This window comes from Pseudomonas sp. DCB_AW, from assembly GCF_026240895.1.
GTDB classification, from domain to species: Bacteria; Pseudomonadota; Gammaproteobacteria; order Pseudomonadales; family Pseudomonadaceae; genus Aquipseudomonas; species Aquipseudomonas kermanshahensis.
Map to the genome: position 1 here is coordinate 97216 of NZ_JAPFCE010000014.1, position 14901 is coordinate 112116.

A 14901-nucleotide genomic window follows, 5' to 3' on the forward strand; every position below is an offset into this window, starting at 1 on the left:
GGGGTTTTTGCTTTAGCAATCTTCTCCATCCAGAATCAAGGCGCGGACCACCTTACCTCCTGAGGTATTTATGAGTAACAACCTCGACCAGCTCACCGATTGGTTGAAAGAGCACAAGATCACTGAAGTCGAATGCATGATCAGCGACCTGACCGGCATCACGCGCGGCAAGATCTCGCCGACCAACAAGTTCATCGCCGAAAAAGGCATGCGCCTGCCTGAGAGCGTGCTGCTGCAGACCGTGACGGGTGACTACGTCGACGACGACATCTATTACGAACTGCTCGACCCGGCCGACATCGACATGATCTGCCGCCCCGACGAAGACGCCGTGTTTCTGGTGCCCTGGGCCATCGAGCCGACGGCGCAGGTGATCCACGACACCTACGACAAGAAGGGCAACCCGGTCGAACTGTCGCCGCGCAACGTCTTGAAAAAAGTGCTCAAGCTCTACGCTGACAAAGGCTGGCAGCCAATCGTCGCGCCCGAGATGGAGTTCTACCTGACCAAGCGCAGCGAAGACCCGGACTTCCCGCTGCAGCCTCCGGTAGGCCGTTCGGGCCGCCCGGAAACTGGCCGCCAGTCGTTCTCGATTGAGGCCGCCAACGAATTCGACCCGCTGTTCGAGGACGTCTATGACTGGTGCGAACTGCAGCAGTTGGACCTCGACACGCTGATCCACGAAGACGGCACGGCGCAGATGGAAATCAACTTCCGTCACGGCAACGCCCTGCACCTGGCCGACCAGATCCTGGTGTTCAAACGCACCATGCGCGAGGCCGCGCTCAAGCACAACGTGGCCGCAACGTTCATGGCCAAGCCCATGACCGGCGAGCCGGGCAGTGCCATGCACCTGCACCAGAGCGTGGTTGATGTGGTCACCGGCAAAAATATTTTCAGCAACGAAGACGGCAGCATGAGCGAGCTGTTCCTGCACCACATTGGTGGCCTGCAGAAGTTCATCCCCGAAGCGCTGCCGCTGTTCGCCCCCAACGTCAACTCGTTTCGCCGCTTCCTGCCCGACACCTCGGCGCCAGTGAACGTCGAGTGGGGCGAAGAAAACCGCACCGTCGGCCTGCGCGTACCGGATGCCGGCCCGCAAAACCGCCGGGTCGAGAACCGCCTGCCGGGCGCCGATGCCAACCCTTACCTGGCCATCGCCGCCAGCTTGCTGTGCGGCTACATCGGCATGGTCGAAGGCATCGAAGCCAGTGCACCGGTGCAGGGCCGCGGTTACGAACGCCGCAACCTGCGCCTGCCGCTGACCATCGAAGACGCCCTGGAACGCATGGAAATCAGCCGTGCGCTGGTCCAATACCTGGGCAAGAAGTTCATCACTGGCTACGTCGCCACCAAACGCGCCGAGCACGAAAACTTCAAACGCGTCATCAGTTCCTGGGAGCGTGAGTTCCTGCTGTTTGCTGTCTGATCAACCCTGGTGCCGCAGGAGCGCGGCTGTCGGATAACGGAGAAGCACATGAGCGTCAAAAACCCGCAAACCCGTGAATGGCAAAACCTGAGCGGCGAGCACCACCTCGCGCCCTTCAGCGACTACAAACAGCTGAAGGAAAAGGGGCCGCGCATCATCACCAAGGCCCAGGGTGTGCATTTGTGGGACAGCGAGGGCAACAAGATCCTCGACGGCATGGCCGGCCTGTGGTGCGTGGCGGTAGGTTACGGCCGTGAAGAGCTGGTGCAGGCTGCCGAAAAGCAGATGCGCGAGCTGCCGTACTACAACCTGTTCTTCCAGACCGCCCACCCGCCTGCGCTGGAACTGGCCAAAGCCATCACCGACGTGGCGCCGGAAGGCATGACCCATGTGTTCTTCACCGGCTCCGGCTCCGAAGGCAACGACACCGTGCTGCGCATGGTCCGTCACTATTGGGCGCTCAAGGGCAAACCGCACAAGCAGACCATCATCGGCCGCATCAACGGCTACCACGGCTCCACCTTCGCCGGTGCGTGCCTGGGTGGCATGAGCGGTATGCACGAGCAGGGCGGCCTGCCGATTCCGGGCATCGTGCACATTCCGCAGCCGTACTGGTTCGGTGAGGGCGGCGACATGAGCCCGGACGAATTCGGTGTGTGGGCTGCCGAGCAACTGGAGAAGAAAATCCTCGAGGTCGGCGAAGACAACGTCGCCGCCTTCATCGCCGAGCCGATCCAGGGTGCCGGTGGGGTGATCATCCCGCCAGAAACCTACTGGCCGAAGGTCAAGGAGATCCTCGCCAAGTACGACATCCTGTTCGTGGCCGACGAAGTGATCTGCGGTTTCGGCCGTACCGGCGAGTGGTTCGGCTCCGACTACTACGACCTCAAGCCAGACCTGATGACCATCGCCAAAGGCCTGACCTCCGGTTACATCCCCATGGGCGGTGTGATCGTGCGTGACACCGTGGCCAAGGTGATCAGCGAAGGCGGCGACTTCAACCACGGCTTCACCTATTCAGGGCACCCGGTCGCGGCCGCCGTAGGCCTGGAAAACCTGCGCATTCTGCGCGACGAAAAAATCGTCGAGCAGGCGCGCACAGAAGCGGCACCGTATTTGCAAAAGCGTTTGCGTGAGCTGCAAGACCACCCGCTGGTGGGCGAGGTACGCGGCCTGGGCCTGCTCGGCGCGATCGAGCTGGTCAAGGACAAGGCCACCCGCAGCCGTTACGAAGGCAAGGGCGTGGGCATGATCTGCCGCAACTTCTGCTTCGAGAACGGCCTGATCATGCGTGCGGTCGGTGACACCATGATCATCGCGCCACCACTGGTAATCAGCCATGCAGAGATCGACGAGCTGGTGGAAAAGGCGCGCAAGTGCCTCGACCTGACCCTCGAAGCGATCAGATGAGCACCTGCTAGGCTAGCGTTGTGACATTAGTTGGTTACAAGGGGCTGCTTTCCTTGAAACAGCGCCTTGTAACTTGCCAGACTAGCGACTGTTTCAGTCGCCCGACGCGTGTACTGCGGGACCTGGCAGCTGAACGGATGGCTAATCAAAAAAATCTGGAGCATGACGCATGAAGAAAATGGGCAAGACGTTGCTGGCCGCCGCCCTGATGGGTGCCATGGCGACCGCTGTTCAGGCTGAAGACAAGGTATTGAACGTCTACAACTGGTCGGACTACATCGCTCCGGACACCATCGCCAAGTTCGAGAAGCAGACCGGCATCAAGGTCAAGTACGACGTCTTCGACAGCAACGAAACCCTGGAAGCCAAGCTGCTGGCAGGCAAGTCGGGCTACGACATCGTCGTGCCTTCGAACAACTTCCTGGCCAAGCAGATCAAGGCTGGCGTGTATGAGGAACTGGACCGTTCCAAACTGCCGAACTGGAAGAACCTCGACACCGACCTGCTCAAGGCCGTTGGCGATGCCAGCGACAAGGACAACAAGCACGCCTTCCCGTACATGTGGGGCTCTATCGGCATTGGCTACAACCCGGAGAAGGTCAAGGCCGCGCTGGGCGTGGACAAGATCGATTCGTGGGACGTGGTGTTCAAGCCTGAGAACATCGCCAAGCTCAAGAGCTGCGGCGTGAGCTTCCTGGATGCGCCGACCGAGATGATCCCGGCCGCGCTGCACTACCTGGGCCTGCCAAGCAACAGCACCAAGAAGGAAGACCTGAAGGCCGCCGAGGACCTGTTCCTCAAGATCCGTCCTTCGATCACCTACTTCCACTCCTCCAAGTACATCGGCGACATGGCCAACGGCAACATCTGCGTAGCCGTCGGTTACTCGGGTGACCTGGAGCAGTCCAAGGCCCGCGCCCACGAAGCTGGCGACAAGGTCAAAGTGGACTACGTCATTCCGAAAGAAGGTGCCGGTACCTTCTACGACATGGTCGCCATCCCGAAAGATGCCGAGCATAAAGACGCGGCCTACCAGTTCATGGACTTCCTGATGCAGCCGGAAATCATGGCTGAGATCACCAACGCCGTGCGCTTCCCGAACGGCAACGCTGCTGCCACCGCGTTCGTGGACAAAGACATCACCAGCGACCCGAGCATCTACCCGCCTGCCGAAGTGAAGAAGCAGCTGTACGCGATCGCTGCGCCTGACGCTTCTGTGCAGCGTGTGATCACCCGCAGCTGGACCAAGATCAAGTCGGGCAAGTAAGCCCGATGCGAGGCGCTCTGGGCCGGGGTTGCCCGGCCCAGAGGCCATGAAAGGCAATTGATGATTGCGGCATCGAAGCTGCGAAGGTAAGTTGCGCGCCGGTTTTGCGTGTGCGGCCACATTGCCGCTACCCAGGCACTGATTGTGAGGACCACCCACTTGTCTATTTCTGTATTACGCAAGGCCTTGATGGCTGGAGCGGGCCTGACGCTGGCATGCAGCGTCCAAGCGGCGCCTACGGTGCATTTCTACAACTGGTCCGACTATATCGGCCCGACCACACTCGCGGACTTCGAGAAGGCAACGGGTATCAAGCCCGTGCAGGACGTGTTCGATTCCAACGAAACCCTGGAAGGCAAGCTGCTGGCCGGCAACACCGGCTATGACGTGGTAGTGCCGTCCAACCATTTCCTCGGCAAGCAGATCAAGGCGGGCGCGTTCCAGAAGCTCGACAAAAGCCTGCTGCCCAATTATTCCAACCTGGATCCGGCGCTGATGAAACGCCTGGAGAAGAACGATCCGGGCAACCAGTACGCCGTGCCTTACCTGTGGGGCACCAACGGCATTGGTTACAACGTTGAAAAGGTCAAGGCTGCGCTGGGCGTCGACACCATCGATTCCTGGGCTGTGCTGTTCGAACCCGAGAACATGAAGAAGCTCTCCAAGTGTGGTGTGGCCTTCCTCGACTCGGCGGACGAAATGCTCCCGGCGGTGCTCAACTACATGGGGCTGGACCCCAACAGCAGCAACCCCAAGGACTACCAGGCTGCCGAGCAGAAGCTGCTGGCGGTGCGCCCTTACGTCACCTACTTCCACTCGTCCAAGTACATCACCGACCTTGCCAACGGCGACATCTGCGTCGCGGCGGGCTTCTCTGGCGACATCTTCCAGGCCAAGGCCCGCGCCGAAGAAGCCAAGAAGGGCGTGAACCTGGCGTATGCGATTCCCAAAGAAGGCGGCAACCTCTGGTTCGACGTGCTGGCGATCCCCAAGGACGCCAAGAACGTCAAAGAGGCCCATGCCTTCATCAACTATTTGCTGAAACCTGAGGTTATCGCCCAGGTCAGTGATTACGTCGGTTACGCCAACCCGAACCCCAAGGCTGGCGACCTGATGGACCAGGCCGTGAGGACTGACGCCGCGGTTTACCCACCGCAGGAAGTGCTGGACAAGATGTTCGTCAACAGTGAGTTGCCGCCCAAGGTGCAACGCTTGATGACCCGTAGCTGGACCAAGGTCAAGTCGGGCAAGTAACAATCCAGACCCGCCGCGGCCCCTGCAGAACAGGCCGCGCGGGCACAAAAATCTTGTTGGGAGTTTCACTCATGGCAGTTGCCTCCGGAGCCTATAAGAAAGCCCTCGAGGGTGGCCAGCAACCCAAGCAGGTGCTGGTCAAGATCGACCGGGTCACGAAAAAGTTCGACGAAACGGTAGCGGTGGACGATGTGTCCCTGGAAATCCGCAAGGGTGAGATTTTTGCCCTGCTGGGTGGCTCCGGTTCCGGCAAATCGACCTTGCTGCGTATGCTGGCTGGCTTCGAGCGCCCCACCGAAGGGCGGATCTTGCTCGATGGCGTCGACATCACCGAGATGCCGCCCTACGAGCGGCCGATCAACATGATGTTCCAGTCCTACGCGCTGTTCCCGCACATGACCGTGGCGCAGAACATCGCCTTCGGCCTGCAGCAGGACAAGCTGCCCAAGGCGGACATCGACGCCCGTGTGGCCGAGATGCTCAAGCTGGTGCACATGACCCAGTACGCCAAGCGCAAGCCGCACCAGCTGTCGGGTGGCCAGCGCCAGCGTGTGGCCCTGGCGCGTTCGCTGGCCAAGCGCCCGAAACTGCTGTTGCTCGATGAGCCGATGGGCGCCCTGGACAAGAAGCTGCGTTCGCAGATGCAACTTGAGCTGGTGGAAATCATCGAGCGCGTGGGCGTGACCTGCGTGATGGTGACCCACGACCAGGAAGAGGCCATGACCATGGCCCAGCGCATCGCCATCATGCACTTGGGCTGGATCGCCCAGATCGGCTCGCCTGTGGACATCTACGAGACCCCGACCAGCCGCCTGGTGTGCGAGTTCATCGGCAACGTCAACCTGTTCGAAGGTGAAGTGGTCGACGACGCCGAAGGCCACGCGATCATTGCCAGCCCTGAACTGGAGCGCAAGATCTACGTTGGCCACGGCATCACCACGTCGGTCGAAGACAAGCACATCACCTACGCGCTGCGCCCGGAGAAGATGCTGGTCACTACCCAGCAACCGACCTGCGAGCACAACTGGTCGCGCGGCAAGGTGCACGACATCGCCTACCTGGGCGGCCACTCGGTGTTCTACGTCGAGCTGCCGAGCGGCAAGATCGTCCAGTCGTTCGTGGCCAACGCCGAGCGCCAGGGCACGCGTCCGACCTGGGGCGATGAGGTGTACGTGTGGTGGGAAGACGACAGCGGCGTGGTACTGCGGTCATGAAACTGCGCAAGCTCAAGCGAGCCTTCCAGCGCTTGACCCCGGAGGGGCGGCACCTGGTGATCGGCGTGCCGTTCATCTGGCTGTTCCTGTTCTTCATGCTGCCGTTCTTCATCGTGTTGAAGATCAGCTTTGCCGAAGCCGACGTGGCGATCCCGCCGTATACCGAGATCTACAGCTACGTCGAAGACAAGATCCAGTTGGTGCTCAACCTGGCCAACTATGGCCTGTTGACCGAAGACGAGCTGTACATCTCGGCCTACCTGGGCTCGTTGAAGATGGCCTTCTTCAGCACCTTGCTGTGCCTGCTGATCGGCTACCCGATGGCCTATGCCATCGCCAACGCCCGCAAAGAGTCGCAGACCGTGCTGCTGTTGCTGATCATGATGCCGACCTGGACGGCGATCCTGATCCGCGTCTACGCCTGGATGGGCATCCTCAGCAACAACGGGCTGCTTAACAGCTTCCTGCTGTGGCTGGGGCTGATCGACCAGCCACTGCAGATTCTCAACACCAACCTGGCGGTGTACATCGGCGTGGTCTATTCGTACCTGCCGTTCATGATCCTGCCGCTGTACGCGAACTTGGTGAAGCACGACCCGAGCCTGTTGGAAGCCGCATCGGACCTGGGTTCGAGCACCTTCAACAGCTTCTGGAAGATCACCGTGCCGCTGTCGAAAAACGGCATCATCGCGGGCTGCATGCTGGTGTTCATCCCAGTGGTGGGCGAGTTCGTGATCCCAGAACTGCTGGGCGGCCCGGAAACCCTGATGATCGGTAAGGTGCTGTGGCAAGAGTTCTTCAACAACCGTGACTGGCCGGTAGCGTCCGCGCTGGCGGTAGTGATGTTGGCGATCCTGATCGTGCCGATCCTGCTGTTCAACCGCAGCCAGGCCAAAGAAATGGAGGGCAGGGCATGAAGCGCTTCAGTTTCTCCAAGCTGATGCTGGTGCTCGGCTTGCTGTTCATCTACCTGCCGATGCTGATCCTGGTGATCTACTCGTTCAACGCCTCGAAGCTGGTGACAGTGTGGGGGGGCTGGTCGATCAAGTGGTACGTCGGCCTGCTCGACAACACCCAGCTGATGGGGTCGGTGATGCGCTCGCTGGAAATCGCCTGCTACACGGCGGTGGCAGCGGTGGCGCTGGGTACCCTGGCGGCCTTCGTGCTGACCCGGGTCACCCGCTTCAAAGGCCGCACGCTGTTCGGCGGCCTGGTCACCGCGCCGCTGGTCATGCCCGAAGTGATCACCGGTCTGTCGCTGTTGCTGCTGTTCGTGGCCATGGCGCAGATGATTGGCTGGCCGCAAGAGCGTGGCATTGTCACCATCTGGATCGCCCATACCACGTTCTGTGCGGCGTACGTGGCGGTGGTGGTGTCGGCGCGCTTGCGTGAGCTGGACCTGTCGATCGAGGAAGCGGCGATGGACCTGGGTGCCAAGCCGTGGAAGGTGTTCTTCCTGATCACCATCCCAATGATCGCGCCATCGCTGGCGGCGGGCGGCATGATGTCCTTTGCCCTGTCGCTGGATGACCTGGTGCTGGCCAGCTTCGTGTCCGGGCCGGGCTCGACCACCTTGCCGATGGAAGTGTTCTCGGCGGTGCGCCTGGGCGTGAAGCCAGAGATCAACGCCGTGGCCAGCCTGATCCTGTTGTCGGTGTCGCTGGTGACCTTCATGGTCTGGTACTTCAGCCGCCGCGCTGAAGAGCACCGTCGCAAGGCGATTCAGCAGGCCATCGAAGAAGGGGCTGCGGCGAACGTGTCGCAGCCACAGGTCAAGCGCCCGACGGCAGCTGCTGCGTCGGTCTGACCCACCGCTTCGCGGGCAAGCCCGCTTCTACAGGCAAGTGCAGTTCTAGAAACTGCACAAATCCTGTGGGAGCGGGTTTACCCGCGAAAACCCCAGCACCGATTCAAAGCCATACCGCATCCCAGTGTGGATAGTCCCGGACACTTCTGACCAATCCAGCCCTCAACGGATTGGCAACAATGTACCGGGCTACATGCACCATGCTTTCCTCCCTTCTCAATGCCCGGTCCTGATACCCAGGCTGCCACACCGGATCATGCTCAACCCCCGCCTGATGCAAAACCAGACTGGATCTGGATTTGAATCTGCGCATCAATGTACCCAGCGTCGTGCCTTTCAACTCGATCAGCCAATGCAGATGGTCCGGCATCAGTACCCAGGCCAATGACCGGCAGGCGTGGTCATGATCGGATTGTCGCAGTTGATGAATAACTAATCGGGCATGTTGGAAGTCATTGAACAGCGGCTTGCGTTGATGGGTAACAGTAGTAAGCAGGTACAGCCTGCCGAGTTCTGAATAACGACCACGTCGAAGCAGGTGTGATTGAGCCCGAGGCATTGGTTTCTTCCTTGAAGAGTGACCTCTCCAAGGTAGTGGATGTGAAACCGCAAAAGTGCGTTGGATGGTTTCGGGATATGGCAGGGGGCTTGTGGTTGTCTGTACCGGCCTTTTCGCGGGTGAACCCGCGAAGAGGCCCGCACCAGCGCCGGAAATACTCGAGTGATCTCCATCAGTGATGTTTGCCACAGGTGCTACGCAGGGTTCAGCATTTGCACAGTCCCTGTGGGAGCGGGTTCACCCGCGAAGAGGCCCGCACCAGCGCCGGAAATACTCGAGTGATCTCCATCAGTGATGTTTGCCACAGGTGCTACGCAGGGTTCAGCATTTGCACAGTCCCGGTGGGAGCGGGTTCACCCGCGAAGAGGCCCGCACCAGCGCCGGAAATACTCGAGTGATCTCCGTCAGTGATGTTTGCCACAGGTGCTACGCAGGATTCAGCATTTGCACAGTCCCTGTGGGAGCGGGTTCACCCGCGAAGAGGCCCGCACCAGCGCCGAAAATACTCGAGTGATCTCCATCAGTGATGTTTGCTGAACCCTGAACTACGCTGACAGTCGCATCTCACAAATCATTTGTGCGCAAGCTAGGAGCCTGCATGAGGGTGACGCGTCCACTGGTGCTGGCAGGCCTGAGTGTGCTGTACATGCTCACCGGCTGTAGCAAGGAAGAAACCCCCGAGACGCTGCCTCGGGTCGGTGTGCAACAGGTCCAGCCTACCGATTTCGCTGCCAGGGTGACCCTGACCGGCGACGTACAAGCGCGGGTGCAAACCGACTTGTCGTTCCGCGTGGGCGGCAAGATTATTTCGCGCAGCGTCGATGTGGGCGATCACGTCAAGGCCAACCAGGTACTGGCACGGCTAGACCCGAAAGACCTGCAGAACAACGTCGACTCGGCCAAGGCCGAGGTGTTCGCCGCCCAAGCGCGCGTGACGCAGACGGCCGCGGCTTTCGTGCGTCAGCAAAAGCTGCTGCCCAAAGGCTATACCAGCCAGAGCGAGTACGACTCCGCCGAAGCCGCGTTGCGCAGCAACCAGAGCGCGCTCAAGGCCGCCCAGGCGCAGCTGGCCAATGCCAATGAACAGCTGAGCTACACCGCGCTGGTGTCCGAAGCCGCCGGCGTGATCACCGAGCGCCAGGCCGAGGTCGGCCAAGTGGTGCAGGCCACCATGCCGATCTTCGGCTTCGCCCGCGATGGCGACCGCGATGCAGTGTTCAACGTGTATGAATCGTTGCTGGTGGCACCGCCAAGCGATGAGGGGGTGATCGTGAAGCTGCTCGATGACCCCAACGTCCAGGCGCAAGGCTTCGTTCGCGAAGTGACGCCAACCGTTTCAGCCCAAAGTGGCACGGTGCAGGTCAAGGTTGGCCTGCGCAACGTGCCGCCCGGGATGCAGCTGGGCTCACCGGTGACGGCCACTGCCAATACCCAGGGGCGTTCCAGCATCGAGCTGCCCTGGTCGGCCTTGACCAAGGCCTTGCATGAGCCTGCCGTCTGGGTGGTGGGCGAGGGCGACAAGGTCGAACTGCGCAAGGTTGAAGTAGCGCGCTACCTCACCGGCAAGGTCGTGGTCGCCAACGGCCTCAAAGGCGGCGAGACCGTGGTGGTCAATGGCGGGCAATTGCTGCACCCCGGCATGCAGGTGGAAAAAATCGATGAAAAGGCTGCGGGGGATGCGCCATGAAGCGCTTGCTGTTATTGCTCCCGGTCGGGCTGTTGCTGGTTGCTTGCAGCTCTGAGGAAGAAGCGGTCGAGCCCGTTCGGCCGGTGCTTTCGGTGAAGGTCGAACCGCAGGTGCAAGCGCAACTTGGGCGCTTTGCCGGCAGCATTCAGGCGCGCTTCGAGAGCACCTTGGGCTTTCGCGTGTCCGGGCGTATTGCCCGGCGTTGGCTTGATGTGGGGGCGCAGGTGAAGCCTGGAGACACACTGGCTACCCTCGACCCCACCGACCAGCAGAACCAGTTGCGTGCCGCCGAAGGCGACTTGGCCAAGGTCCAGGCGCAGTGGATAAACGCCCAGGCCGACGCGCGCCGTCAGCAGCAGCTGTACGACCGCGGTGTCGGTGCCCAGGCCCAGCTGGACATTGCCCAGACCAACCTGAAAACCACCGGTGCGGCGCTTGAACAGGCACGCTCGGCGGTCAGCCAAGCGCGAGACCAGCTTGACTACAGCACCCTGCGCACCGACCACGCGGCGGTGATCACTGCCTGGCAGGCCGAAGCTGGGCAAACGGTAACGGCGGGCCAGGCTGTGGTGACCCTGGCCCGGCCAGACGTCAAGGAAGCCGTGATCGACCTGCCGATCGGCCTGGGCGAGCAACTCGACAAGGGCCTCACCTTCACCGTGGCCTCGCAGCTCGACCCCAGCATCAACACCACGGCCTCGTTGCGCGAGCTGGAACCGCAAGCCGACGCCACCACGCGCACCCGGCGTGCACGCCTGACCCTGGCCAGCACACCGGCCGCCTTCCACCTTGGCACCGCGATCAGCGTGAGCCTGAGCTCTGCGGTCACGCCGCGCAGTGAGCTGCCCCTGAGCGCCTTGCTCGAGCGTGACGGCAAAACCCAGGTGTGGGTGATCGACACGCAGCAGAAAACCGTGGCGACCCGGGATGTCGCCTTGATCGACCGCACCCGCGAACACATCGTCATCGCCTCCGGCGTACAGCCAGGCGAGCGCGTGGTGACTGCCGGCGTCAACAGCCTCAAGCCTGGCCAGAAGGTCACCTTCGACGAGGATGCGCAATGAAAGGAAGCTTCAACCTGTCCGAATGGGCGCTCAAGCATCAATCGTTCGTCTGGTACCTGATGTTCGTCGGCTTGCTGATGGGGATTTTTTCCTACTTCAACCTGGGCCGTGAGGAAGACCCGTCGTTCACCATCAAGACCATGGTCATCCAGACCCGCTGGCCCGGTGCGACCCAGGATGAAACCCTGTATCAGGTCACCGACCGCATCGAGAAGAAACTCGAAGAGCTGGACTCGCTCGACTACACCAAAAGCTACACCCGCCCGGGCGAGTCAACGGTCTACGTGTACCTGCGCGACACCACCAAGGCCAAGGACATCCCGGACATCTGGTACCAGGTGCGCAAGAAGATCCAGGACATCCGCGGCCAGTTCCCCGAGGGCATCCAGGGCCCGGCATTCAACGACGAATTCGGTGATGTGTTCGGTTCGATCTACGCCTTCACCTCCGATGGCCTGACCTTGCGGCAACTGCGGGACTACGTGGAGCAGGCCCGCGCCGAAGTGCGCGAAGTGCCCAACATCGGCAAGATCGAGCTGGTCGGCACCCAGGACGAAGTGCTGTACCTGAACTTCTCCACCCGCAAACTGGCGGCCTTGGGTATCGACCAGCGCCAGGTCATGCAGGCGCTGCAATCGCAGAACGCGGTGACCCCAGCAGGGGTGATCGAGGCGGGCCCCGAACGTATTTCGGTGCGGACCACCGGCCAGTTCGCCTCTGAAAAGGACCTGGAAACGGTCAACCTGAGGATCAATGACCGCTTCTTCCGCCTTGCCGACATTGCCGATATCGAGCGCGGCTACGTCGACCCGCCGTCACCGATGTTCCGCTACAACGGCCAGACCGCCATTGGCCTGGCCATCGGCATGAAGGCGGGCGGTAACATCCAGGTGTTCGGCGCCGCGCTGAAGAAGAAGATGGACAGCGTGATCGCCGACTTGCCGGTGGGGGTGGGTGTGCACACCGTGTCCGACCAGGCCGTGGTGGTCAAGCAGGCGGTGGGTGGCTTTACCAGCGCACTCTTCGAGGCTGTGGTGATCGTGCTGGCGGTGAGCTTCGTCAGCCTCGGCGTGCGCGCCGGGCTGGTGGTGGCCTGCTCGATCCCGCTGGTGCTGGCCATGGTCTTCGTGTTCATGGAGTACAGCGGCATCACCATGCAACGGATCTCGCTGGGCGCCTTGATCATCGCCCTGGGCCTGCTGGTGGACGATGCGATGATCACCGTGGAGGTGATGGTCACACGCCTGGAAATGGGCGAGAGCAAAGAGCAGGCCGCGACCTTTGCCTACACCTCGACGGCGTTCCCGATGCTGACCGGTACCCTGGTGACGGTGGCCGGCTTCGTGCCGATCGGGCTCAACGCCAGTTCGGCAGGTGAGTACACCTACACACTGTTCGCGGTGATCGCCGTGGCGTTGATCGTGTCGTGGGTGGTGGCGGTGTTCTTCGCCCCGGTGCTGGGCGTGCATATCCTCAGCAGCAAGGTCAAAGCCCACGAGGCCGAACCTGGGCGCGTGGGCCGGGCATTCGAGGGCGGCCTGCTGTGGTGCATGCGCAACCGCTGGCTGACCATCATTGGCACCGTGCTGCTGTTCGCGCTGGCGATATTCTGCGAGCGCTTCGTGCAGAACCAGTTCTTCCCATCATCCGACCGCCCCGAAATCCTGGTCGACCTCAACCTGCCGCAAAACGCCTCGATCGAAGAGACCCGTAAAGTCGTCGACCGGCTGGAGGCCAGGATCAAGGACGACCCGGACCTGGTGCGCTGGAGCACCTACATTGGCCAGGGCGCGATTCGCTTCTACCTGCCCCTCGACCAACAATTGCAGAACCCCTACTACGCGCAATTGGTGATCGTCAGCAAAGGCTTCGAAGAGCGCCAGGGCATGATGGATCGCCTGCAGAAACTGCTGCGCGAAGAGTTCGTCGGCATCGGCACCAACGTGCAATCGCTGGAGATGGGCCCGCCGGTGGGCCGGCCGATCCAGTACCGGGTCAGCGGCCAGGACATCGACCAGGTGCGCAAGCACGCCATCGAGCTCGCCACCTTGCTCGATGCCAACGAGCACATCGGCGAGATGATCTACGACTGGAACGAGCCGGGCAAAGTGCTGCGCATCGAGATTGCCCAAGACAAAGCGCGTCAGCTGGGGCTGTCGTCCGAAGACGTGGCCAACGTGATGAACAGCATCGTCACCGGCGTGCCGATTACCCAGGTCAACGACAACATCTACCTGGTCAACGTGGTTGCCCGCGCCGAAGACAGCGAGCGTGGCTCGCCCGATACCTTGCAGAACCTGCAGATCCTCACCCCCAATGGCACCTCGATTCCGCTGCTGGCCTTCGCCACGGTGCGTTACGAGCTGGAACAGCCGTTGGTCTGGCGGCGTGATCGCAAGCCGACCATCACCATCAAGGCGTCGGTCAATGGTGACATCCAGCCCACCGACCTGGTGGCTCAGCTCAAGCCCAAGATCGACGAGTTCGCCAGCAAACTGCCGGTCGGCTTCGAGGTGGCGACCGGCGGTACGGTGGAGGAGAGCGCCAAGGCGCAAGGGCCGATCCGCAAGGTCATTCCGTTGATGCTGTTCCTCATGGCGACCTTCCTGATGATCCAGCTGCACAGCGTGCAGAAGCTGTTCCTGGTGGTCAGCGTGGCGCCGTTGGGCTTGATCGGGGTGGTGCTGGCGTTGGTGCCTACGGGTACGCCGATGGGCTTTGTGGCCATTCTCGGGATTCTGGCCCTGGCCGGTATCATCATTCGTAACTCGGTGATCCTGGTGACCCAGATCGATGAGTTCGAGGCGCAGGGGCTGTCACCGTGGGATGCGGTGGTGGAGGCCACCAACCACCGGCGGCGGCCGATCTTGCTGACGGCGGCCGCGGCCAGCTTGGGCATGATCCCGATTGCTCGCGAGGTGTTCTGGGGGCCGATGGCCTACGCCATGATTGGCGGGATCATCGTGGCCACCTTGCTGACGCTGCTGTTTTTGCCGGCGCTGTATGTGGCCTGGTACAAAATCCGCGAGCCTGAACACAAAACTACAAGCACACACTGACCCCTGTGGGAGCGGGTTTACCCGCGAATGCGATGGTGGATTCACCGCCGCATTCGCGGGGAGAACCGCGCCCACACGGGGGGCGGGTGGGGGTTTAAAAATGGGTTTGTAAACATTCTTTTACATTTTTTTTTATAATTTAAGCGCCGCG

11 protein-coding genes are annotated in these 14901 nt (G+C 61.4%); 10 read left to right on the forward strand and 1 reads right to left on the reverse strand.

All coding sequences use genetic code 11. The features are described 5' to 3' along the window. Positions 1-70 precede the first annotated feature (70 nt). The 7 genes from OO306_RS11420 to OO306_RS11450 all read left to right on the forward strand — a co-directional run bounded on the left by OO306_RS11420 (position 71) and on the right by OO306_RS11450 (position 8381). Positions 71-1429 carry a glutamine synthetase family protein gene (locus OO306_RS11420; protein WP_027592252.1) on the forward strand — a complete coding sequence of 453 codons (1359 nt, stop codon included), beginning with the start codon at positions 71-73 and terminating at the stop codon, positions 1427-1429. A 48-nt stretch (positions 1430-1477) separates the two neighbouring features. Continuing rightward, positions 1478-2839 (forward strand): aspartate aminotransferase family protein, encoded by a 1362-nt coding sequence (locus OO306_RS11425; RefSeq protein ID WP_099430739.1) that lies wholly within the window; start codon positions 1478-1480, stop codon positions 2837-2839. Between the two features lie 169 nt (positions 2840-3008). Further along, positions 3009-4106 (forward strand): polyamine ABC transporter substrate-binding protein, encoded by a 1098-nt coding sequence (locus tag OO306_RS11430; protein ID WP_099430738.1) that lies wholly within the window; start codon positions 3009-3011, stop codon positions 4104-4106. Between the two features lie 159 nt (positions 4107-4265). Next, positions 4266-5360: a polyamine ABC transporter substrate-binding protein gene (locus OO306_RS11435; RefSeq protein ID WP_099430737.1), complete on the forward strand. Its 1095-nt coding sequence runs from the start codon at positions 4266-4268 to the stop codon at positions 5358-5360. A 71-nt stretch (positions 5361-5431) separates the two neighbouring features. Further along, entirely contained in the window at positions 5432-6574 is a 1143-nt protein-coding gene (potA, locus tag OO306_RS11440) for a polyamine ABC transporter ATP-binding protein (RefSeq protein ID WP_027592256.1), read from the forward strand. Continuing rightward, positions 6571-7491 (forward strand): ABC transporter permease subunit, encoded by a 921-nt coding sequence (locus tag OO306_RS11445; RefSeq protein WP_027592257.1) that lies wholly within the window; start codon positions 6571-6573, stop codon positions 7489-7491. Before potA ends, OO306_RS11445 begins: the two co-directional genes overlap by 4 nt. Continuing rightward, positions 7488-8381, forward strand: coding sequence for an ABC transporter permease subunit (locus OO306_RS11450; protein ID WP_265968712.1), 894 nt, complete (start codon positions 7488-7490; stop codon positions 8379-8381). Before OO306_RS11445 ends, OO306_RS11450 begins: the two co-directional genes overlap by 4 nt. Before the next feature lie 103 nt (positions 8382-8484). Here OO306_RS11450 and OO306_RS11455 read toward each other — a convergent pair whose 3' ends face one another. Beyond that, positions 8485-8940, reverse strand: a complete 456-nt coding sequence (locus OO306_RS11455) for a transposase (RefSeq protein WP_085272204.1) — start codon at positions 8938-8940, stop codon at positions 8485-8487. 598 nt (positions 8941-9538) lie between these two features. Here OO306_RS11455 and OO306_RS11460 point away from each other — a divergent pair. From OO306_RS11460 to OO306_RS11470, 3 genes are read left to right on the forward strand one after another with little or no spacing between them, the layout of a single operon-like run. Beyond that, positions 9539-10627: an efflux RND transporter periplasmic adaptor subunit gene (locus OO306_RS11460; RefSeq protein ID WP_027592259.1), complete on the forward strand. Its 1089-nt coding sequence runs from the start codon at positions 9539-9541 to the stop codon at positions 10625-10627. Then, the gene (locus tag OO306_RS11465) at positions 10624-11691 is read left to right on the forward strand and encodes an efflux RND transporter periplasmic adaptor subunit (protein ID WP_099430733.1); all 1068 of its coding nucleotides are present in this window, start codon (positions 10624-10626) and stop codon (positions 11689-11691) included. The genes OO306_RS11460 and OO306_RS11465 overlap by 4 nt, the downstream gene beginning before the upstream one ends. Then, positions 11688-14750 (forward strand): efflux RND transporter permease subunit, encoded by a 3063-nt coding sequence (locus OO306_RS11470; RefSeq protein WP_099455664.1) that lies wholly within the window; start codon positions 11688-11690, stop codon positions 14748-14750. The genes OO306_RS11465 and OO306_RS11470 overlap by 4 nt, the downstream gene beginning before the upstream one ends. Positions 14751-14901: the final 151 nt, after the last annotated feature.

Excerpts from the sequence above, each read along its gene's own strand:
- OO306_RS11420 (WP_027592252.1), top strand. The coding sequence starts at position 71 with ATGAGTAACAACCTCGACCAGCTCACCGATTGGTTGAAAGAGCACAAG.
- OO306_RS11430 (WP_099430738.1), top strand. The coding sequence starts at position 3,009 with ATGAAGAAAATGGGCAAGACGTTGCTGGCCGCCGCCCTGATGGGTGCC.
- OO306_RS11470 (WP_099455664.1), top strand. The coding sequence starts at position 11,688 with ATGAAAGGAAGCTTCAACCTGTCCGAATGGGCGCTCAAGCATCAATCG.
- OO306_RS11455 (WP_085272204.1), bottom strand. The coding sequence starts at position 8,940 with ATGCCTCGGGCTCAATCACACCTGCTTCGACGTGGTCGTTATTCAGAA.
- OO306_RS11425 (WP_099430739.1), top strand. The coding sequence starts at position 1,478 with ATGAGCGTCAAAAACCCGCAAACCCGTGAATGGCAAAACCTGAGCGGC.
- OO306_RS11450 (WP_265968712.1), top strand. The coding sequence starts at position 7,488 with ATGAAGCGCTTCAGTTTCTCCAAGCTGATGCTGGTGCTCGGCTTGCTG.
- OO306_RS11445 (WP_027592257.1), top strand. The coding sequence starts at position 6,571 with ATGAAACTGCGCAAGCTCAAGCGAGCCTTCCAGCGCTTGACCCCGGAG.
- OO306_RS11460 (WP_027592259.1), top strand. The coding sequence starts at position 9,539 with ATGAGGGTGACGCGTCCACTGGTGCTGGCAGGCCTGAGTGTGCTGTAC.
- OO306_RS11465 (WP_099430733.1), top strand. The coding sequence starts at position 10,624 with ATGAAGCGCTTGCTGTTATTGCTCCCGGTCGGGCTGTTGCTGGTTGCT.
- potA (WP_027592256.1), top strand. The coding sequence starts at position 5,432 with ATGGCAGTTGCCTCCGGAGCCTATAAGAAAGCCCTCGAGGGTGGCCAG.